Source organism: Amycolatopsis sp. NPDC054798 (assembly GCF_053611505.1).
Genome location: NZ_JBSHAM010000013.1, coordinates 120,257 through 141,267, shown reverse-complemented (window position 1 = coordinate 141,267; position 21,011 = coordinate 120,257). Strand labels below are relative to the sequence as shown.

Genomic DNA, 21,011 nt, shown 5'->3' with positions numbered 1-21,011 from the left:
ATTCGGCTACGCACGGTAAGCGGGCGCCGAGGGCCCCGGACGACGTCAGGAGGTCCGATGGCGCTTCCGCACTGGACGCCACAGAACCTGCTCCCGCCCGGCCGCCACCACGCCGACCTCGCCGACATCTACGAGCGGCTGGTCTACGACGCGCCGCACCAGAACGAGCGCGAGATCCTCTTCAGCGCGCTCAACAGCTACCTCGGGGTCGCCCAGCGGGTGATCACGTCCGGGCGGGCCTGGCTCGGCGGCGCGTTCGTCACCCGCACGGCGCATCCGCCGCGCGGGCTCGACGTGGTGCTGCTGCCGGACGAGTGGGGCGCGTTGAAGCGGCTTGACGACAGCGGCCGCACCGCGCTGTACGGGCTGCTGACGCTGCGCGGCATCATCGTCGGGCAGCCCGCGATGTACCTCGACCAGATCCAGCCGGTCGGCGGCATGCTCGACGGCTTCCTGTGCCGTCCCGGCGACGAGGACGTGTGGGAATCGGTGTGGGCCGAAGGCGGCAGAGGCATCCCGGAGATGGTGTGGTGAGGAACGAGTTCCGGCGGATCGCGGACGAGATCCCCGGCGGCACGTGGCTGGACGACCTCGCCCGCGCCTCGGCGATGGCGGCGAACGCGAAGTTCGAGCGCACCTGCCGCGCGCCGCTGCTGCACGTGTCGGTGATCGGCGAAACGCACATCGACGCGTACACCTTTTCCGACATCAGCCGCGCGCTTCAGGACGCGACGGCGAAGATCGGCCACATCATCCGCAATCCGTCGAACGAGGTCACCTTCGTCCAGCAGGCGGACCGGGACAAGGCCCCGCTGATCCAAAAAGGACAGGCGGGCAACGCGATCTTCTTCGGTTTCCCGGAACCGGCGGTCGACGACGCGCTGATCCACGACGGCATCGAAACGCTGTCCGAGCGCGCGGTGAAGGAACTCTGCGATTTCCTGCCCGCCAACGGTTCCGACGACGGCGCGCTCGACGCGGTGCTGCTGCAGCGAGACACGGTGCGCAACGCGGTCAGCGATGTCGTCAACGCGGTCAGCAAGCACGCCGGCATCGGGATGGCGCTCACGCCCACCGCGGGCGAGCAGGTGACCCGGAGCATGACCACCGAACAGGCTCGGGTGCTGCAGGGCAGCCTGCGCGAATCCCGCGAGGCGGTCGGCTACGAGACGGTGACCGGACGCCTCGACGGGGTGCGCACCCGGCGGCGGATTTTCTACCTGGAGCGGGAATCCGGCGGAACCATTCAGGGCGCGGTCGCCCCGGATCTGCTCGACCAGATCAAAGAAAATCTCGATCGCCCGGTGACCGCGCGGTTGCGCGTAGTGCGCACCACGACCATCGACGGCAGGCGCGGCAGGCCGGTGCACGAACTGCTCGAGATCACTCCGGAAGTCAATCTTTTCGACCAGTGAATGGCGCGTCCGTGAAGGGAACCTTCACAGACGCTGATTCCCTCAGGGTTCCCCTCACGGACTTCCCGCTGGCCGCGGGCGAGGCCGCCGGGTAATCGCACGGTCGCTCTTCGGAATCATCCCGCTGCCTTTTTCGGCCAGTAAATGGCGCCGCTTCGCGCAATCCGGCGGGAAATGACCCCGATTGGCCGGACGCGGTAAATGGATGACATTGTCACTCGATAACGATTATTCCAACTACGCGTACATCTGCGTTAGCGTCGTCGCCAACCCAGTCGGAAGAGGCACGCATGACGACCGAGCAGCCGTATCCGGCCGCACCCGCGCGACACAGCCGGACCACTACTCGCCCTGGTCCGCCCCGTCCGCTCAGTCCGACCCAGCAGGAGCCGTCCCGGCGACAGGCGAACTGGCCCGGCGGGCTCGCGGTCACTCTCGGACTGGGCGCGGCCGGGGTCGCTTTCCTGGCGGATTGGGGTTTCCTCGCCTGGCCGCTCGCCGGCGTCGGGCTCGCCGCCGGAATTGCGGGAATCGTACTTTCCTCCAAGGGCACAATGCGCGGATTGGGCGTCGCTCTCACCGGGACCGCGCTTTCCGCACTGGCCGCCCTGCTGTGCGGCGCGATGCTGCTGTACCCGTCGATGTTCGGCACCGCGCGAGCGGGCGAACTGCACATCCCGCCGCAGCCGGGCGAGAAGCATTCGGTCGACTTCGTGGTGACCTCGGCGGGCGGCGCGACGGTCCGCTACGGCACGCTGAACGACCAGCGCACCGCGTCCACCCCGCCGAGCACCGACGACTGGCACGGGCACGGCTCCTACGACGGCGGCACGCCGATCCTGTCGCTCACCGCGGACACCGCCAACGCGAGCGTGACCAACCAGATCAGCTGTCAGATCCTCGTCGACGGGAAGAAGGTCGCCGAGAGCAGCGGCAGCTCGATCGCGCTCTGCACCGCGAACGTCGACTAGAGCCTGGCGGCCGGCCGGCCTACCCCCATCTCGGCCGGCCAACCGCCACCGAACCGCTCCTGGCGGCTCTTCCAGGTCCGCGCGGTACTGCCGCGGTCCCGTCGCCGGCTTCACAGCCTGCCCCTCCCCTAGGGCTCCGCCAGCGTCGCGGCCGACCCTACGCGCGCTGACCGCCCAATGGCTAAGAATCCGCTAAGCGGGCGCGATTATTACCACGTCGACCTGCGAAAACACAGCTGAACGTTGTACAAGAGCCGGGCTTGCCGACTGCCCGCTCACCGCGGGCAGGCCGCTTCCTTGCCCAACCGGCAGCCTCTCCGGGCCGACGCGACCGGAGGACGACGTCCGCGGTCTTCCGGGCGAATCGCCTCGCCCAGCTGCCTGCGCGCCAGATGCCGCCGCTCGCTCCGGAGCGCGGAGTCGCGGGCCGTAGCGGCGAGGACTACGGAGTCCCCAGGTCGGCCGCTTCCTTCCGCAAGTCCTCGACCTGCCGGGGGTTCATCCGCTCGTACAACGCGATCGCCCGCCGGTACTGCTCCCGCGCCGGGTTCAGCCGTTCCTGGCCGCGCAGAATCCGCGCCAAGGTCACCCGCAGGATCCCCTCCTGCAGTTCGAACTGCCGCGCGACCGCCAGCGAAATGGCTTCCCGCGCGTAGCGTTCGGCGGCTTCCAGGTCGCCGATTCCCAGATGCAGTTCGGCGAGGTTGTTCAGGGACACCACGGCATAGCTGTCGTCGCCGAGTTCGCGGTCGATTTTCAGCGACGCCAGCTGGTGCGTGATCGCCTCGGCCGGACGGCCGGCGCGCTTTTCCGTCTCGGCGCAGTTGTTGAGTGCCTGGCCGCGCAGTTCGAGGTCGCCGGTGCGTTCGGTTTCCGCGACCGCCTCCAGCAGCCGTTCGATCGCCTCGGTGTAGCGGCCGAGCAGGGTCAGCACGCTGCCGAGGTGGATTTTGGCGACGATGAGCGAGCGGCCGTCGAGCCCGGTGGCCAGCCCGACCGCGCGTTCGGCGTCGGCGATGCTGCCCTGGGACAGCTCGAAGGTGAGCGCGATGGCGCAGCGGGAGATCAGCATCCAGCACTGCCCGAGCGGTTCGTCCGCGGCCTCCGCGGCGGCGAGGCCGAGGTCGACCAGCCGGATCCACTCCTCGTACAGCGGGCAGACGACCCGGTAGGTGTGCGCGACCCTGGCGAGCCGCCAGACGTCGGCGTAGCGGCCGTCGGCGTGCGCGGCGTCCAGCACCGCCAGCAGGTTCGGCCATTCCGCGGCGAACCAGTCCTGTGCCTGGGCGAAGGTTTCCAGCGGCGGCAGCGCGTCCGCCGGTACCAGGCCGGTGAGGTCGAGCGGGTCGACGATGCGCAGCATCTTCCGCCGCGCGGTGTCCGAGGCGGCCTGGTGGTAGCGGATCGCCCGGTCGAGCACCGCGGCGCGCTCCGCCGGGTCGAGTTCGGTTTCCGCCAGTTCCCGCAGATACAGCCGGACCAGGTCGTGCGGGGCGAAGGCGTCGCGCGAGATTTCGGCGATCAGGTTGTGCGCGGCCAGCGTGCGAAGTTCGCGGCGGGCCTGCTCCACCGGGATCTCCGCGATGGCGGCCGTCAGGTGCGGCCCGGTGTGCCGGGCGGGCACCGCGCCCAGCCGCAGCAGCGTGCGGGCGAGCCCGTCGGGCAGGCCGCGGAACGAGACGTCGAACGCGGCCCGCACGCCGTCGTCGCCTCCGGTCACGTCGAGTCCGGCCAGCCGGGTGCGTTCGTTTCCCAGCTCGCCGACGAGATCCTTGAGCGTCCATTGTGGACTCGCGGCGAGTTTGGCCCCGGCGATCCGCAGCGCCAGCGGCAGATAGCCGCACAGCCGGGCCAACGCGTGGTTGAGGTCGAAGTCCGCGGGCCCGGCGAGTTCCTCGATCACGCTCACCGCGGCCTCCGGCGCGAGCGTGCCGAGCACGCGCAGTTTCGCCGCGTGGGACACCGCCAGCGCCTCCAGCCGCGACCGGCTGGTCACCACCGTCATCGAACGCGCGCCCGGCGGCAGCAACGGCCTCACCTGTTCGGCCGAACGCGCGTCGTCGAGCAGCACGAGCATCCGCCGTCCGGCGATCAGCGAGCGGTACAGCGCGACGCGTTCGTGCACCTGCTCCGGCACCTCGTCGGCGGGCACGCCCAGCCCGAGCAGGAACTGCGACAGCAGATCGCCGGGTTCCAGCGGCGCGTGCCGGGAGTCGAATCCTTGCAGCGCCGCGTACAGGACCCCGTCCGGAAACAAGCGGGCCGCGCGATGCGCCCACCAGATGACCAGCGCGCTCTTGCCGACCCCGGCGGTGCCGGACACGATCACCGTGCTGTCGCCGCGTTCCGCGAGCCCGTCGAGCCACTCCACCTCCGCCTCGCGACCAGCCAGCGTAGGCAGTGCGGGCGGCAGCTGAGACGGCGCGACGGCCAGCTCCGGCGCCGCGCTCTCGTGCGCGGCGAGATCGTCGTTGAGCACCCGTTCGTGCAGCGAACGCAGGTCGGCACCGGGTTCGACGCCGAGCGAGCCGAGCGTGGCCCGCGAGACGGTGCGGTACAGCTCTAGCGCTTCGCCGCGTCGCCCGGCGTGGTAGAGCGCGCGCATCAACTGGCTGGCGACACGTTCGGCGAGCGGATCGGCCTGCACGATCGGGCTCAGCTCTACGATCAGCTCGTCGTACCGGCCGAGGTCGAGATCGGCATTGACCCGGGCGTACCGGATCGCGTGCCGCAACTCGTCCAATTCGGGCGCACGCACCGAATCGGGCACTCCGGAGAGCGTCGGTCCCTGCCACAGCGCGAGCGCTTCGGCGAGCAGCTTCGAGGCGCTCTCCGGCGACTCCAGCGCGGCCTGGTCCAGCAGCGCCCGCGCGCGATGCGCGTCGATCCGCTCCGGAGCGAGGGAAAGCTGGTACCCGGGCGGGCGGGTGCTGATCTCGGCGACCGGATCGGCCATTTCCCGCAGCAGCCTGCGCAGCTGCGACACGTTGCCGTGCACGATGGTGCGGGCGGTGGCGGGCGGATCGTGGCCCCACAGCGCGTCGATGATCTCCTCGAGCGGCACCACCTTGCCCACGCGCAGCGCGAGCAGCGCCAGCAGCCCCCGCACCCCGGGGCCGCCGACAGGAACCGCACGGCTGCCGTCGAGCAGCCGCACCGGGCCGAGCAGTTCGACCCGCGCGCCGCCATCGGCCATGCTCGCGCGCACCTCCCAGGCTCACCCCCAGCCAGACAGGCCAACTTACCGTCAGCGGCAGCCCGCAGAAACCGCCCTTTCGTGAAATTCGGCCCCTGAACAGACGAGTCCGGCCCCGCACCATCAGTCCCGATCTGATGGTGCGGGGCCGGACTCAATGATCGTCGGCCGGGCCGCCAGGGGGCGCGGTCCACCCGTCTTTCGTGGCCGTCCACCGGCGGCTCGGGGGGCTCACCCCGAGCAAGAACCCGGACCGCTGCGGACAACCGTGCCTCCGCAGCCGAACTGCGAGGTGGCGATAACGTAACAGGGCGCACATCCCTCGTTACGAGCGACCCGCCGGTTCGCGAAGGTAATGCTGGTCACCGCGTGATCGGCGTGGTGTCGCGGCCCGCGATGAACGACGGCCGCGGCTCGCTCGCCGCGAACGGCGGCTGCAGCGCGTTCTCCACGCTGTTGAACACCAGGAAGATGTTCGAGCGCGGATACGGCGTAATGTTGTTCGACGACCCGTGCATGATGTTCGAGTCGAACCACAGCGCCGAACCGGCCGAGCCGGTGAACTGCTCGATGCCGCAGTCGGCGGCGAGCTTGGTGATGTCGTCCGGCGACGGCACCCCCACCCGCTGGTCCTTGAGCGAGCTCTTGTAGTTGGCGTCCGGGGTCTCTCCGACGCACTGCACGAACGTGCGCTGCGAACCCGGCATGACCATGAGCCCGCCGTTGTACGGGTAGTTGTCGGTGAGCGCGATCGAGCAGCTCACCGCACGCGGCGACGGCATGCCGTCCTCCGCGTGCCAGGTCTCGAAATCGGAATGCCAGTAGAAGCCGGTGCCCTTGAAGCCCGGCATGTAGTTGATCCGGCTCTGGTGGATGTAGACGTCGGAGCCGAGGATCTGCCGCGCCCGGTCGAGCACGCGAGGATCGCGCACCAGCTCGGCGATCAGGCCGGAGATCTCGTGCACGTCGAAGATCGAGCGGACCTCGCCGGTGCGTGCCTCGGTGATGACGCGCTCGTCGTCGCGCAGCTTCTCGTCCGACGACAGCCGGACGACCTCCTGCCAGTACGTCTGGACCTCACCGGGCGAGAGCAGCCCTTCGACGACGGTGTAGCCCTTGGCGTCGTGGTTCGCCAGGGTCGCCGCGTCGATCGGGCCGTCAGCCTCGGTACCCCACACGGTGGGGTGCACGCGCGGAAGGTGCTCCGGCGTACCGGTGATCCGGGTCGGGTAACCGTCGTCGACCCGGGTGTCCATGATCGTCACAGTGGCTCGCCTCCAGTTCTTCTGGCGTTTCTTCTTTCTCGGGGTGGTGGGAGTGGCTCAGTGTCAGGAGTCTTCGGTGACGAGCGGGTAGACCCCGTTCTCGTCGTGCACCTCGCGGCCGGTGACCGGCGGGTTGAACACGCACACGCACTTGATCTCGGTCTTCGGCCGGACCTGGTGCTTGTCGTGGTCGTTCAGCAGGTACAGCGTCCCCGGCTTGAGCTGGTGCACCTCACCGGTGGCGAGGTCTTCGATCTCGCCTTCACCGGAAGTGATGAAAACGGCCTCGATGTGGTTGGCGTACCAGAAGTCGTTCACTGTGCCCGCGTACAGCGTCGTCTCGTGCACCGAGAAGCCGACGCCCTCCTTCGCGAGGATGATGCGCTTGCTGCGCCAGTTCGGGGTCTTGATGTCAGCGTCGGTGTCGGTGATCTCGTCGAGCGTGCGGACCAGCAAGTGAGGGGCTCCTTCTTGTTCTTCGGGGTGGTTACTTGAGCACGGCGGCGACGGACTCGGTGATGATCGCGAGGCCTTCGCTCAGCTCGTCGTCGGTCAGGGTAAGCGGCGGCAGCAGCTTCATCACTTCGCCGTCCGGGCCGGACGTCTCCATCAGCAGGCCGCGCTCGAAGGCTTCCTTGCAGACCGCGCCTGCCAGCTCGCCGCTGGCGAACTCGAGACCGCGCGCCAGACCGCGGCCCTTCGCGGAGAGGTTCGCCTCCGGGTAGGTCTCCACGAGGTCCTTGAAGGTGCTCGCGATGCGCTCGCCCTTGGCCTTGGTGGACTTCTCCAGCTCGTCGTCGCTCCAGTAGACGCGCAGCGCCTCGGTCGCGGTGACGAACGCCGGGCTGATGCCGCGGAAGGTGCCGTTGTGCTCGCCCGGCTCCCAGACGTCCAGCTCCGGTTTGATCAGCGTGAGCGCCATCGGGAGGCCGTAGCCGCCGATCGACTTCGACAGGCAGACGATGTCCGGCGAGATGCCGGCGTCCTCGAAGCTGAAGAACGGGCCGGTGCGGCCGCAGCCCATCTGCACGTCGTCGAGGATCAGCAGGATGTTGTGCCGCTTGCACAGGTCGTCGAGGCCCTTGAGCCATTCCAGGCGCGCGGCGTTGATGCCGCCCTCGCCCTGCACGCCCTCGACGATCACCGCGGCGGGCTCGTTCAGGCCGCTGCCGGAGTCTTCGAGCAGCTTCTCGAAGTACATGAAGTCCGGCATCGCGCCGTCGAAGTACTTGTCGTAGGGCATCGGCGTGGCGTGCACCAGCGGGATGCCCGCGGCGCCGCGCTTCATCGAGTTGCCGGTGACCGACAGCGCGCCGAGCGTCATGCCGTGGAACGCGTTGGTGAAGTTGATGACCGATTCCTTGCCGGTCACCTTGCGCGCCAGCTTCAGCGCGGCCTCCACGGCGTTCGCGCCGCCGGGGCCGGGGAAGACGATCTTGTAGTCCAGCTCGCGCGGCGCGAGGATCTTCTCCCGGAAGGTCTCCAGGAAGTCCCGCTTCGCGACGGTGTACATGTCCAGCGCGTGCGTGACGCCGTCGCGCTGGATGTAGTCGATCAGCGCCTTTTTGAGATGCGGGTTGTTGTGCCCGTAGTTCAGCGCACCGGCACCGGCGAAGAAGTCGAGGTAGGGCTTGCCGTCCTCGCTGTAGAGCCTGCTGCCCTGCGCCCGGTCGAAGACGACCGGCCATCCCCGGCTGTAACTGCGGACTTCTGATTCGAGCTCTTCGAAGATGCTCATGACGATTTCTTTCGCTCCTACTCGGCGAAATTGACGGGTTATTAGCGGCGCAACGGCCCGATGCGGTAAAGATCCTCGGGTTCGTGCGCCTCCCCCTGCGGAAAATCAGCGACTTCGAACAACCGGCGGTGTTCCAGATCCGCGTTCCAGCGCTTCGCGAACGACTCGAAGAGCCGGATCGACGCCCCGTTGTCCGGAGTGATCGTGGTTTCCAGGTACCGCACGCCCTCGCCGACCAGACGCGTGTACAGGCTGTCCAGCAACTGCCCGGCCAGGCCTTTTCCGCGCTGCGACGCGTCGACGGCGACCTGCCAGACGAACGCGACGTCCGGGGCGGACGGCCTTCGGTAAGCGATCACGAATCCGACTGGCTCACCGTCGACGCGGGCGACGACCGAGGTCTCCGCGAAATCCGTGCACCACAACAGGTACGCATACGGCGAGTTCAGATCGAGCTTCTGCGAATCGCGCGCGATTCGCCAGAGAGCGGCACCATCGGCCTTGGTCGGGGATTCGATCAAGTGCTTTCCGGACATACTTTGGAAACGTAACAGAGAATTTTCGCGCCGCCAGCGATCCATGCCACGCCCACCGCCCTCACCAGGGATGACGTGGATACCCCGGTGAGGAGTACCACAAACATGTTTAACGTGGGCAAGATCTGGGCATGCGTGCGCCTGGGCCGCACACCGTCGGCACGCGACCTGTGACCCCCGACCATGGGCCCTCGTGCGCCCCAGCGCAACTCCAGCGCCGAAAAATTGCGTTCTACCTGCGGGTGGAGTGTGGACTGTCCGCACGCGACCGCCGACGCTTCTTGCGGCGGCGCCTGCCGAGCTCGGACAGCGGCGTCCAGACCGCGGGCAGCAGGAGCAGCGCGACCACGGCGAGCCACCACAGCGGAGCCTGCCCGCGCCGCCAGCCGTCCACAACGGTGCCGAGCCAGCCGAACAACGGCTGCGCGATCGGGGGCAGGAAAGCGGCGAACAGCAACGCTGCTATCACCAGCACGCCCAGCACAGTGAGCACCATTCGCCACGTGCGCCTCAAGGTCAGCAGACTCACCACGAGGAACACGAGCGCGCCAGCGGCCACGGGCAGGCCGAGCCACTGCAGGACCGGCCCGCCTTCGCCGCTGAGCACGAACCCGGCGATCGCGGTGATGGCGGCGGCGACCAGGTTCCAGGGACGTCCGAGCTGGGTCGCGCCTTGCGTGACCCACCACGCACTGCGGCTGCAGAGCTGGGCGAACTTCGCCAGCGGCTGGAGCGTTTTCGGGACCTGAGTAGCGGTCGAGGCCGCGTTGAGCCCGGCGGCTCCGGCTTTGACGATGGTTTTGGCGAGCAGGGTGCTGCCGAGTTCGCCCTCGAAGCGTTCGGCGGAGACCTGGCAGGCTTGGAAAGCGCGCTGCGCCGCGTCCGGTTGGCTGGGGTTTTCGGGCTGGACAGCGGTTTTCTGGGCCGTTTCTTCCGCCGCGTCTGGCTGGCTGGCGTTCTCCGGCTGGGCAGCGGTTTCTTGCGCCGCGTCCGGCTGGCTGGCGTTCTCCGGCTGCGCGGGGTTGTTCGGCTGCACTGCGTCCGGCTGAGCGGGCTTTTCCACCTGCGCGGCGGTTTTCTGGGCCGTTTTCTCCAGCGGCCGAGCGGCCATCAGCTTCCGGAAACTCTCCGACGCCTTTCCGTTGCCCTCCTTCGCATCCGCCTCGGCCTGTTGCGCGAGCACCGGCAATTCCTCCCGCGCGATGGCCAGCTGCCGCGATTTCGCCAGCACCATCGACGTCACCGGGAGACTGGTCGGGATCTCCTTCCCGAAGTCGACCGGCGACAAATTCGCGTCCAGGCCGAGGAAAGCCAGCTCGTCGCCCAGCTGCGCGAGCAACCCGGGCAGGTCCGCGGGCTTCCCGTTGTCCGCGGGCGAAGGCGGCTGCCAGCCGATCTCCCGGAACGTCGTCCGCACCTGCTCCCGGAATTCCTCGCGGCCCACGATGTCGCGCACCACCCGCAGGCGTTTCGGGTCAAGCAGGCACTGCGTCAGCCAGCCCGCTCCGTCGATCCGGCCCCACATCCAGTCGTTCGCGCGCCAGGAAGCCTTGTAGAACGCGCCGAAGTTGTTCGCCTGCGTCCCGGTCAGCTTGTCCCGGCCGCGCGACCGGGCCAGATCTAGCAGGGTCCGGCTGTCCGCGCTGAGCTGCACCAGGTCGACGCGCTGGTCCACCGCCGGCGCTTCGGCCAGCAGCCCGCGCGTTGCCATGTGCAGCAACAGGAAACGCGCCATCACGAACCCGTCGGCGACGTCCGCGTTGTCCAGGCCGAACCAGTCCAGCAGCGTCGTCACCGTGTCGGCGGCCTCCGCGGACCACTGGTTTTCCTTGCCCGACAACGCTTGCAGCACCGGGGCCGCCGAGCGCAGCGCACCGGTCACCTCCGGCCACGCCTCGCGCACCGCGTCCGAAGCCCCGAGGTCCGCCCATTCGACGGCGAGCTGACTGATCCAGTCCGGCATCGCCGTGCCCGGCGGCGGCGGTTCGTGCCGCGCCACCCACGCGGACAACCGCGTGGCGCGAGCCGCGCTCCTCCGGGCGGCGTGCATCTTCCCGCGGGCCTCGTTGAGCTGGCTCGCCTGCTCGGAATCCGGGCCCATCCGGAAGCCCGCGTTGATCAGCTGGATCCCGGTGGCGACCGCGTCCTCCAGCGTCGAGGTGCGGTAGCGGACCATCTCGCCGACCGGAACCGATTCGCCGGGCAGGGTGCTCGGGATGCCGCGACGCAGCCCGTCCGCGGCGATGTCCTGCAGCAGCGCGGAATTCCCCGCCGCCCATCCACTGTCCTCATCGGACAGTTCATAGCGGCGGGTGGCCGCCCGCACCAGATCGGCCGCGTCCAGGGCGACCCGGCGATCGAGGTACGCCCGGTGCACCCGGTCGTCCACCAGCTGTCCGCCCCGCAGACCGAGCGAGGCGAGCGCGATCCGCGTGTCCCGGGTCCGCGTGACGGCGTAGTTGTGCCGGCTCAGTTCCTCCAGCTCCACGCTGATGGTCTGGCTCATGATCGTCGACGCGACCTTCGCCAGCGCGGTGCCGAGCATCGGCGGTTCGGCCGGGTCGCACGTCATCGCCTTGGCTTCGCCGTCGACAGTCGGGACGACGTACAGCAGGAGGCGCCGCACATCCGAAGACGACGAGCGCTCGAAGATTTCCCGCAACGCCGGCCGCAGCGGTTTGTTGACCAGCACCCCGCCGTCGGCGAGCCAGTGCGAACGCACCAGCTCCGTGTAGTCGGTCATGTCCGGATGCAGCCGGTCCGCCGCCTCGGCTCCGATCGGCATCCGCGACAGCTCGAAGGCTCCGGGGAAGGAGGCGCTCGACCGCGCGGCGAGCGCGAGCGGGGCGTGCACCTGGTTATTCCACAATGGACCGTCGAAGCGGAAGAGCATGCGATGTTCGGTGTCCCGCACCCGGTTTCCGAGCGCGTCGTCGTACTGCGTCGTCTCGCCGTCGAGCATGGTCCCGGTGAGCAGCACGGTCACGTCCGGCGGCTCGGCAGGCACGACGCCGGACCCGGTGATGTCGTGCATCGCCTGGACCAAGCCGCTCAGCAGCACTTTGTCGCCGTTCAGCACCGACCGCGGCCGGGTCTCGCCAGGGTCGCGGATCAGATTCTCCAGCGACCCGGCGGAGAACCAGGTGTCGCGCAGCACCGCGGGCGTCGACCGGTACGCCTCCGCCAATCCGAGACACGCGGCGTTGATGCCGCCCGCGCTCGTGCCGGTGAGCACGTCGAGACGCACCGAAGCGTGCAAAAGGTCGAGCAGTTTCCGGTAACCGTTACATTCGTCCGGCGTACGCGAAGCGTGCAGCAACGCCGACGTCTCGGTAGCTACTCCCCCCATCCACACCGCCAGGCTGGATCCCCCCACCATGGCCATCGCGATCCGGATTTCCTGCGGCCACGGCACCGCCGTCTCACCCATGAGGGTTAGTGTCCCGGCCCAGCCCGCTCCTCCACAAGGGCCAAACTCGTGAGTGTTTATCGCGGTTCTCACCGTGATAAACACTCACGAGGCCAGGTGCTCCAGCACCAGTACCTGCGCCTCCCCCACCGCGAACCCGAGCACCGCACCGGTCGCGATGAGAATCCATTCGTCCTGCTGGAAAGCAGGCCGCAGCAGCTGTTCGAACTCCTCGGGCGACAATTCCTTCATCTTGCCGACCAGGACATTCCGGATGTCCATGGCGTCGGTGGCGTAATCCTCGATGTAGCGCATCGTGTCCGGCAGCCGGGTCATGATCTGCTCCGAGATAGCCAGCTTCATGTCCTGGTAGCGGCGGCTTCCGATGGCGAAGACCAGCAACGGTTTCGCCACGTTCGCCGCCCGGCCGAGCTCGCGGTCGAGCTGCCGCTGGATGAGCGCGAGGACACGATCGGAAAGCGGACCCTGCAGCACCGCCTCGATGACGTTGTGCGGGGTGATGATTTCTTTCGCGATCAACTCGCCGTAGGCCTCGGCGACCTCGGCGCGCCGTTTGAGGAACAGGCCCTGCCAGGTGACGCCGAAATATTTCTTCGGCTCCAGCGGGTAGAAAATCATCCGCAGCGCGAGCCAGTCGGTGAACCATCCGGTGAAGAGGCCGAACAACGGCATGATCGGCGGGAATTTGAACAGCACCCAGGCGACCATCTGGATCACGCCGATCAGGCCGCCGAACACCAGCCCGGAGCGCGCGATGAACTTGAACTCCTCCGCGCCCGCCTCCTGGAAGATCCGGTTGAGCAGCCGTTTGTCCTTGACGAGGCTGGTCACCACCATGCCCTTGAGGTCGAACACACTGTCCACATCGGACTGGATGAGTTCGAGCACGGCCTTGACCATATGCGGCGATTCGGCCTGCACGCGCTGGATCACCAGCCGCTGCACGCCGACCGGCAGCGATTCCCACAGCCCCGGCTGGTAGTTCCCGGCCACCTCGCGCACGATGTCTTCGACCGCCGCGAGCAGCGGTTTCTCGATCTCCTTGGCGATCCGGTCGGCATCGAGCCGGGCGACGACCTCGGCCGGTTTGATCAGCTGCTCGGTCATCGTGTCGCAGGCGATGCTCGCCATCCGCGCGGCGCGTTTGGGCACGATGCCCTGCCAGCCGAGGAACGGTTTGACGCCGATGAACTCCACCGGCTGGAACATCATCCGGATCGCGACGAGCTTCGTGCCGTACCCGATCAGCGCAGCGACGATCGGGATGGAGACATACAGCGGCCAGTGCCGGACGAAGTCGTCGAGGATTTTCGAGACGAACTCGCCCATCGGGTTCAGCCGAGGCTCGGGTCGCAGGCCTGCCAGAACTGCGCGCCGAGCCGCGAAACGTGGATGGTGCGGCGGATGACCTTGATCCGCTTCACCTGCTTCTCCACCTCGCGGACCGACTCGTCGGTCAGCAGGATCTCGTACTGCGTCTCGAGCGAGGGCACCTCCTCGTCCAGTTCGACCAGGCCGAGGCCGATCAGCCGGGTCACGTAGCCGGGCACCTGGTCCGGCAGCGACACCCCGGCCGCCTTGCCGACGGTCGAGGCGTTGCGCAGCACGATCCGGCCGGTGCCGCCGATGGCGGTGCGCTCGGCGACGTCGATCGCGGGGAACGGGGAGCCGTCCGACAGCGCGGAGAGGATGCGCGCCTCGTCGGGCGTGAGCTGGCGGAGGATGATCGCGTACAGATACTCGCGGGCCCGCTCGCGGCCGAAGCCGATGGAGTGGTTGAGCAGTTCGGCCATCGCCGCGCGCAGCGGCTCGACGTGGTCGCGGGCGGGCACCAGCGTCACGGTCGTCTCGACGGCGCGGCTGCCGACGTCGGCGCGATTCATCGCGGACGCCGCGGTCAGCGCCGCGTGATAGGGATCGTCGACCTCGTCGAGGCGGCGGCGCAGCTCGCTCAGCAACCCGCGTTCGACCTGCTTGAGGCCGCGTTCGGCGGTGTCGATCCCGGGGAGTTTGCGGGTCAGGCCGAAGCTGGTGCGCGCCGCCCATCCGGCGAGCTGGCCTGCCCGGCGGGCCAGGTTGGCCACGTCCTCGGCGGTGCCCCGGCCGTTCGGTCGCTCGTAGTCCACGGGCTGCTCCCCTCGCTGTTCGCGCTGATGCTACCTGCGAGTAGGCCAAACGGCCCTGTGATGCCGGGCTGGTGGGTGTTGGATGACGCGCATGACCGCGCCGTGGGGACCGCCGATCGACGTGCTGCCGCTGCTCGTAAGAGAGGAACAGGCGCTGATCGGGGTTCTCTCCGACCTCCGGCCGCCGGAATGGGCCTTGCCCGCGCTCGGCGAGTGGACAGTGCACGACCTCACCGCGCACGTCCTCGGGCTGAAGCTCACGCGGCTCTCCCGGGACCGGGACGGGCACTTCGCGGACGGGACGTCCTGGGTGTCCGCCTGCCGGCAGCTGTCGCCGGAGGTGCTGTTCGCGATGTTCGTGGACAGCACGACGCAGCTGACTGAACTGTGGAAGCACCGCGACCTGGACGAACCGGCCGCGGCGCCGTTGTGGCTGACAGTCGCTCGCGATTACGCCGAGCAATGGGTGCATCAGCAGCAGATCCGGGAGGCTGTCGGGGCTCCGCTGCTCGACGAGCCGGAATTCCGGACGCCGGCGGTGGACACGTTTCTGCGTTCGCTGCCGCAGACGTTGCGTGCGGTGAACGCGCGCGCCGGACGTCAGGTGGCCTGTTCGGTGGAGGGAGCCGGGAGGTGGACCGTGCGCGCTACCGCGGTGGGCTGGACGGTCGACCGCGGTGCGGCGACGTCGCGGTCTCCGCTCGCGTCGATGGCGACCGACGCGGACGCGTTCTGGCGGCTGTGCAGCGGGACGTTGCCCGCGGCGGAGGTGAGCGCGCGAGTGCAGCTCAGCGGGGATCCCGCGGTGTGCGAGATCCTGCTGGGCTTGCGGGCAAGGGAATGTGGCTGATCCTCGTCAGCGTCGTCGGCGGGCCTGTTTCCGCAACTGGAGGATGCGGGCCCCGCCGATCAACGCGACCAGCACTGCCCCCGCGATGGCGGCGAACAGCATCGCCACCGCGAGCGGCATGCTGCCGGACGCGCCGAGGAAGTGAACGGTCGCCGTGTCCAGGTTCTGCAGGATGAACACCAGCAGGAACACCAGCACGACGATCGCCACGATCACGGCGACCCAGGTGCCGCTGATGCGGGTGGACTTGATCTTGGCCTTGCCTGGGCGGCCCGCGGGTTTCGCGGCGGGCGGCCGCGGTCCGGGTTCGGCCCCCGGTGCGGTGCCAGGTGCGGCGGGGTCGAGCGCGCCGGGCACCTCGGTGCCCGGCGCCTCGGGAGTTTCCGATTTCGCGGCCCCGGTGGGGTCGTCGTTTCGCGCGTGGGACATATCGTGATTGTCCGCCCACTCGCCGTTATCCGCTAATTCAAGTGCGAATCCACCTCGCGCAGCACCCGCAGCGTGTTGCGGCCGGCGAGTTTCGCGCAGTCCTCGTCGCTCCAGCCGCGTTCCATCAGCGCGGCGATGAGCACCGGGTACTTCGACACGTCCTCGAGGCCTTCGGGCAGGGTGCCGACGCCGTCGTAGTCGCCGCCGAGCCCGATGTGGTCGATCCCGGCGATCTCGCGCGCGTGCTCGATGTGCGCGACCACGTCCTCGACCGTCGCCTTCGGCTTGGGCGGCGCGTCCCAGGTCTCGGCGAACCGTCCGCGCTGGCCAAGATCGAGGAACTCCTGTCCGGCCGCCGTCATCGCGTCCCGGAGCTGGTTGTCCCACTCGGTGACCGCGGCGGAGATAAAAGCGGGCACGAAGGTAATCATCGCGACGCCGCCGTTGCCGGGCAGCTGGGCGAGCACGTCGTCCGGAATGTTGCGCGGATGGTCGTTGACCGCGCGGCACGAGGAGTGGCTGAAGATCACCGGCGCGGCGGACACCTCGAGCGCGGCGCGCATGGTGCTCGGCGCGACGTGCGAAAGGTCGACCAGCATGCCGATCCGGTTCATCTCGCGCACGACCTCGCGGCCGAACTCGGTGAGCCCGTCGTGCTCGGGTTTGTCGGTTCCGGAATCCGCCCAGGTGGTGTTGAAATTGTGCGTCAAAGTCATGTACCGGACACCGAGCCGGCGCAAAATCCGCAGTACCCCAAGAGATTCGGCGATGCTGTGGCCGCCTTCGGCACCGAGCAACGACGCGATCCGCCCGTCTGCGAACGCCGCCTCGGCCTCGTCGGCCGTGGTCACCAGCCGCAGCCGTTCGGGGTAGCGCTCGGCGAGCTGGTGGACCACCTCGATCTGTTCCAGCACCGCGGTGACCGCGCTGTCGCCCTTGAACTCGCACGGGACGTACACCGACCAGAACTGCAGGCCCAGCTTGCCTTCGGCGAGTTTGGGGAAATCGGTGTGCAGCGTCGGCTGCGGCACCGTGAGGTCCACGCCAGCCACCGCTTCGACCGGGTTCGGACCGGCCTTTTCGCGGAGCGCCCAGGGCAGATCGTTGTGTCCGTCAGCGAGGATCGTGGTGGCGAGCAGGTCTTGCGCGCGAGTCAGCTCGGTCATGCTCTCGACCCTAGCCTCGCTCCTTCGCTTCCCTCCGGTGTCCTCTTTGGACTGTTGCTTAAGTAACTTCTCGCGCGAAAGAGGTATTCCGGGTAGACTCCGCGAGATGACCCCGGATCCGCAAACGGACGACGACGAGATCGTGACGTGGTGGGGCCTCGTGATCGAGGGCTATCTGGCCACGCAGAACGCGCTGATGGGCGAGATCGCCGACCGGTTCGGCCTGGCCCCGGCGTCCTTCGACATCCTGCTGCGCCTGGTGCGCTCCCCCGAACACCGCATGCCGATGACCCGCCTCGCGACCGAAGCCGCCCTGTCGAGCGGCGGATTCACCAAGGTGGCGGATCGGCTGGTGGCGGCGGATCTGATCTGCCGGATCCCCAGCCCGGAGGACCGCCGGGTGACGTTCGCTGCGCTGACGGAGCACGGACTGGACGTGGCGATCAAGGCGAGAGCCGCGTGCGCGGAGATCCTGCGGCGGATCGTGCTCACGCCGCTGGGCCCGGACGCGGCGGGGTTGGCGGAGGCTATGCGGACTTTGCGGTCGGTGAACGGGTGAGGGTGGGGTTGGGGTTGGGCGGCGGGTTGGGCTTCTGGGGGCTTTGAGGGGGTTTTCGGGGGGAGCCTGAGCGGAGAGCCTTTCGACTCTGCGGTTCGGAAGCAGTGACTCGGGGGCGGCGGTTCCGGGGGCGGCGGTTCCGGGCGCAGTGGTCCGGCCGCGATGACTCGGGCGCGGTGGCTCGACACAGCCCCCGCCGACACAGCCCCCGCCGACACAGCCCCCGCCGACACAGCCCCCGCCGACACAGCCCCCGCCGACACAGCCCCCGCCGACACAGCCCCCGCCCTCCTCTGGGGGGCTGCCCCAGTCCAGTCTATCGGCGCACCCCGACCGAAACGGCCGCCTAAACCCTGGCTGTCCACAGGAAACAAAAGTTGTGGGCAGCCAGAAAACCGCAGGTCGAAGGCGGGGGCGGAGCTGTCCGGCGGGACCACCGAACAGCCGTCAGCCCCGCCATCCGAATCCGGCTAGCCGCCCAGACCAAACACCCGCCCCGGGGCATGGATAGCCCCGAGTCATGGATAACTGAAGCTCTCCGACTCCAGCCGCGATAACTCGACTCCAGCCGCGGGAAGGCGACCCAAGACCAACCGGCCGCCCCCGCATCATGGATAGCTAAAACCCTCCGCCTCCAACCGCCGCCGAAGAACCGTCAAACAACGCCCCCGGATCCGGCTCACGCTCGCCGGGGAAATGCCAAGCTCCGCGGCCAGCTGGTCGTACCGAAGCTCCGGACAATGCGCCAACAGGAGCATCATCCGCCGATGCCGCTCCGGGAACTTCTCCACCGCCCGCCACAACGCGGCCCCCAGTTCAGCCGCCAACGCCTCCCCTTCGGGCGACTCCGCCGGATCCGGCATCTCCAGCTCCGCATCGCCGACAAAAACCACCCGCGAACGCTTTTCCGCCGCCTTAAGCGCGTGCCTCCGCGCGACAGTCGTCAGCCAACCAGCCAAACCATGTGAATCCCGCAAGGTCGGCGGACGGCGCAAAAACTCCAGCCACGCCGTTTGGCAAGCATCGTCCACGTCCCCACGAAGGCCTGGATCCGCGCCGACAATCCGGTTCATTCTCGTCGACAAACGGCGCACTTCGTCCTCGTCCGGCACTCCCGGCTCCCTTCCTCAACCGGAAAGGCAGACGGGCCGGACATCCCGGCGGATCCGCTCCACCAGACCCCTTGCCGAAACGAGTGATCAACTTCGCCGGGAGGTATCCAGAGCCAGGCAAAGCGCCTCCGCAGAGGTCAACCCCGGGCGACAGCCTCCGCATAAGCCGCGGCCAAACGTTCCGTAGCCGTCGGCCCATCACCGGACGGCCGGGGAATCCCCAAGTGCCGCTCCCGGAGTTCCGCCATGAATTCCTCCCACAACGGCGGCCCGCCGGCTTCCAGCAATTCCGCCCGCACGCGCAATTCCGGCGTCGTCGGGCGATGCCGCAAACCCCAGCTCGCCAGCTGCACCAAAACCGGCACCAGCTGAATCGCGGCTTCCGTCAAACTGTATGTCGCGCGTTGTCCGCGACCGGCCGAGTCGCGCGTGAGCAATCCCTCTTCGGTCAGCGTGCGCAATCGGTCGGCGAGGATATTCGACGCGATTCCTTCCTCGGACTGCGACTGCAATTGCCGGAAATGCCGCCGGTCGCCGAACATCACGTCGCGCAGGACCAGCAGGCTCCAGCGGTCGCCGACCACCTCGATCGCGGCGTTGATCGGGCATCCCGAGCGCGGACCGTCCGGCATCGTGCACCTCCTGTAACCACTTGCACTTTACCATCGCCTTCGGCATAGTGCTTGCAAAAGACAAGCAGGGAGTCCACGATGCTGGTGCGCGTCCAGTGCTTCAATATTTCCTCCGACGGCTACGGTGCCGGTCCGGAGCAGACCCTCGAGCAGCCGTTCGGCCATCCCGATCCGGGACCGCTCTTCTCCTGGGCCGGGGCCACCGCCAGCTGGCCCATGCGCACCGAACCCGGCGGCACCCGCGGCCTCGACGACTACTTCACCCGCGACATGCACGGCGGCGAACTCGGCGCGGAAATCATGGGACGCAACAAGTTCGGCCCGTTCCGCGGCCCGTGGGAGAACTACGACTGGCAGGGCTGGTGGGGCGACGAACCCCCGTTCCGCGCCCCGGTCTTCGTCCTCACCCACCACGTGCGTCCCTCGATCACCTTGGGCGAGACGACTTTCCACTTCCTCGACGCGTCCCCCGAGGAAGCGCTCGCGCAGGCGAAGAAAGCCGCCGGCACCAAGGATGTGCGCATCGGCGGCGGCGTGCAAACGGTGCGCCAGTTCCTCGACGCCGGGCTCATCGACACGCTGCACATCGCGGTCGCGCCGGTCGAACTCGGCGCGGGGGAACGGCTCTGGGAAAGCCCGGACGAGCTGACCGACCGCTACCACCTGGAGAAGGTCCCCAGCTCCAGCGGAGTCGTGCACCACCTGTTCTGGCGGAAGTAGCTCAACGCAAGCCCGGCATCAACCGCAACGCGTTGCCGGACAAGACTCCTTCGAGAACTTCAGCGGGCAAACCCAGGTCGGCGACCGCGCGGACATTCGCCGCGGTCCCCGGCACCCCGGGCCAGTCGGTGCCGAAGATCCACTTCCTGGCCAGCCGCACGAGGTCGAAGCGCGCGTAATACTCAGGCAGTTTCTTCGGCGGCAGCCCGGCGAGGTCGAGCCATACGTTCGGCCTCGCCTGTGCCATGAACGCCGCCACGTCGTACCACCAGCCCCGGCCGCCGTGTGCGAACACGAAGTTCACCGACGGGAAGTCTTCGACCACATCGGACAGCAGCGAAGGATCCCCGTAACTAGCGCGCGAGCCGGGGAAAACCGACAGTCCAGAGTGGAGGATCACCGGTACGCCGCGCTCGGCGCACAAGGCGTAAACCGGGTAAAGTTCCTTGTCCGCCGGAGAAAACGCGCCGTGCACCGGATGGATCTTCAACGCCACCGCGCCCAAGGCGAGCTGCCGTTCCACCTCGTCGGCGAGCGGATGGTGCAGATGCGGATTCACGTTGGCCACCAGGCGGAACCGCTCCGGGTTGTACTCGGCCAACGGAAGATTGTCTTCAATCGCCTGGATCCCGGTAGCCCGCGGACTGTATTCACAAAACAACAGCACCCGGTCGACGCCCTCACGCGCCATGAGGTCGTCCATCGCCGCGGGGATCACCGTGCCGTCCGCGTCGTACACCGTCCGCCACGGATATTCGCCGGCGAAGTCGCGTGCCCAGTCCAGCCACGCGGGCTTGAGCGTGGGCAGCCGCGGGGCATGCACGTGGGCGTCCACCACGAAGTGCTCGTCGATCATGCCGGCCAGT

General features: G+C 68.4%; 19 protein-coding genes. 6 read left to right on the top strand and 13 right to left on the bottom strand.

Features of this window, described 5'->3' with window-relative positions; genetic code table 11:
- Nucleotides 1-57 precede the first annotated feature (57 nt).
- From ACWGIC_RS11740 to ACWGIC_RS11730, 3 genes are all read left to right on the top strand, one after another.
- On the top strand, nt 58-534 hold the full coding sequence (locus ACWGIC_RS11740; RefSeq protein ID WP_452075849.1) for a DUF6932 family protein: 477 nt from the start codon (nt 58-60) through the stop codon (nt 532-534).
- On the top strand, nt 531-1,415 hold the full coding sequence (locus ACWGIC_RS11735; protein WP_037809292.1) for a hypothetical protein: 885 nt from the start codon (nt 531-533) through the stop codon (nt 1,413-1,415). Before ACWGIC_RS11740 ends, ACWGIC_RS11735 begins: the two co-directional genes overlap by 4 nt.
- Before the next feature lie 290 nt (nt 1,416-1,705).
- Nucleotides 1,706-2,386 carry a hypothetical protein gene (locus ACWGIC_RS11730; RefSeq protein ID WP_452075848.1) on the top strand — a complete coding sequence of 227 codons (681 nt, stop codon included), beginning with the start codon at nt 1,706-1,708 and terminating at the stop codon, nt 2,384-2,386.
- A gap of 442 nt (nt 2,387-2,828) precedes the next feature.
- Here the strand turns inward: ACWGIC_RS11730 and ACWGIC_RS11725 are convergent, their stop codons facing one another.
- The 8 genes from ACWGIC_RS11725 to ACWGIC_RS11690 all read right to left on the bottom strand — a co-directional run bounded on the left by ACWGIC_RS11725 (nt 2,829) and on the right by ACWGIC_RS11690 (nt 14,677).
- Entirely contained in the window at nt 2,829-5,582 is a 2,754-nt protein-coding gene (locus ACWGIC_RS11725) for a BTAD domain-containing putative transcriptional regulator (protein ID WP_452075847.1), read from the bottom strand.
- A 362-nt stretch (nt 5,583-5,944) separates the two neighbouring features.
- On the bottom strand, nt 5,945-6,847 hold the full coding sequence (gene thpD / locus ACWGIC_RS11720) for an ectoine hydroxylase (RefSeq protein WP_452075846.1): 903 nt from the start codon (nt 6,845-6,847) through the stop codon (nt 5,945-5,947).
- A gap of 63 nt (nt 6,848-6,910) precedes the next feature.
- Nucleotides 6,911-7,303, bottom strand: coding sequence for an ectoine synthase (locus tag ACWGIC_RS11715; protein ID WP_037807993.1), 393 nt, complete (start codon nt 7,301-7,303; stop codon nt 6,911-6,913).
- Nucleotides 7,304-7,334: 31 nt separating this feature from the next.
- Nucleotides 7,335-8,585: a diaminobutyrate--2-oxoglutarate transaminase gene (gene ectB / locus ACWGIC_RS11710; protein ID WP_452075845.1), complete on the bottom strand. Its 1,251-nt coding sequence runs from the start codon at nt 8,583-8,585 to the stop codon at nt 7,335-7,337.
- A gap of 41 nt (nt 8,586-8,626) precedes the next feature.
- Nucleotides 8,627-9,121: a diaminobutyrate acetyltransferase gene (gene ectA, locus ACWGIC_RS11705; RefSeq protein WP_452075844.1), complete on the bottom strand. Its 495-nt coding sequence runs from the start codon at nt 9,119-9,121 to the stop codon at nt 8,627-8,629.
- A 232-nt stretch (nt 9,122-9,353) separates the two neighbouring features.
- Entirely contained in the window at nt 9,354-12,551 is a 3,198-nt protein-coding gene (locus ACWGIC_RS11700) for a patatin-like protein (RefSeq protein WP_452075843.1), read from the bottom strand.
- Between the two features lie 84 nt (nt 12,552-12,635).
- A complete protein-coding gene (locus ACWGIC_RS11695; RefSeq protein WP_452075842.1) occupies nt 12,636-13,880 on the bottom strand; it encodes a DUF445 domain-containing protein in 1,245 nt (414 codons plus the stop codon).
- Between the two features lie 5 nt (nt 13,881-13,885).
- Nucleotides 13,886-14,677 carry an Abi-alpha family protein gene (locus tag ACWGIC_RS11690; protein ID WP_452075841.1) on the bottom strand — a complete coding sequence of 264 codons (792 nt, stop codon included), beginning with the start codon at nt 14,675-14,677 and terminating at the stop codon, nt 13,886-13,888.
- Nucleotides 14,678-14,768: 91 nt separating this feature from the next.
- Here ACWGIC_RS11690 and ACWGIC_RS11685 point away from each other — a divergent pair, with 91 nt between their 5' ends.
- Entirely contained in the window at nt 14,769-15,527 is a 759-nt protein-coding gene (locus ACWGIC_RS11685) for a maleylpyruvate isomerase family mycothiol-dependent enzyme (RefSeq protein WP_452075840.1), read from the top strand.
- Between the two features lie 6 nt (nt 15,528-15,533).
- Here the strand turns inward: ACWGIC_RS11685 and ACWGIC_RS11680 are convergent, their stop codons facing one another.
- Together ACWGIC_RS11680 and ACWGIC_RS11675 are read right to left on the bottom strand one after the other, a co-directional pair.
- Nucleotides 15,534-15,956 (bottom strand): lipopolysaccharide assembly protein LapA domain-containing protein, encoded by a 423-nt coding sequence (locus tag ACWGIC_RS11680; protein ID WP_452075839.1) that lies wholly within the window; start codon nt 15,954-15,956, stop codon nt 15,534-15,536.
- A 32-nt stretch (nt 15,957-15,988) separates the two neighbouring features.
- Entirely contained in the window at nt 15,989-17,122 is a 1,134-nt protein-coding gene (locus tag ACWGIC_RS11675; RefSeq protein ID WP_452075838.1) for a dipeptidase, read from the bottom strand.
- Nucleotides 17,123-17,228: 106 nt separating this feature from the next.
- Between ACWGIC_RS11675 and ACWGIC_RS11670 the strand changes: the two genes are divergently transcribed.
- Nucleotides 17,229-17,681, top strand: coding sequence for a MarR family winged helix-turn-helix transcriptional regulator (locus ACWGIC_RS11670; RefSeq protein WP_452075837.1), 453 nt, complete (start codon nt 17,229-17,231; stop codon nt 17,679-17,681).
- Nucleotides 17,682-18,289: 608 nt separating this feature from the next.
- On the opposite strand, the gene ACWGIC_RS11665 is transcribed toward ACWGIC_RS11670, so the two are convergent.
- Complete coding sequence (locus ACWGIC_RS11665; protein WP_452075836.1) at nt 18,290-18,793, bottom strand: sigma-70 family RNA polymerase sigma factor; 504 nt, start codon at nt 18,791-18,793, stop codon at nt 18,290-18,292.
- A 137-nt stretch (nt 18,794-18,930) separates the two neighbouring features.
- A complete protein-coding gene (locus tag ACWGIC_RS11660) occupies nt 18,931-19,425 on the bottom strand; it encodes a winged helix-turn-helix transcriptional regulator (RefSeq protein ID WP_452075835.1) in 495 nt (164 codons plus the stop codon).
- Between the two features lie 78 nt (nt 19,426-19,503).
- On the opposite strand from ACWGIC_RS11660, the gene ACWGIC_RS11655 reads away from it, so the two are divergent.
- Nucleotides 19,504-20,145 carry a dihydrofolate reductase family protein gene (locus ACWGIC_RS11655; RefSeq protein WP_452075834.1) on the top strand — a complete coding sequence of 214 codons (642 nt, stop codon included), beginning with the start codon at nt 19,504-19,506 and terminating at the stop codon, nt 20,143-20,145.
- Nucleotide 20,146: 1 nt separating this feature from the next.
- Here the strand turns inward: ACWGIC_RS11655 and ACWGIC_RS11650 are convergent, their stop codons facing one another.
- On the bottom strand, nt 20,147-21,001 hold the full coding sequence (locus ACWGIC_RS11650) for an amidohydrolase family protein (RefSeq protein ID WP_452075833.1): 855 nt from the start codon (nt 20,999-21,001) through the stop codon (nt 20,147-20,149).
- Nucleotides 21,002-21,011: the final 10 nt, after the last annotated feature.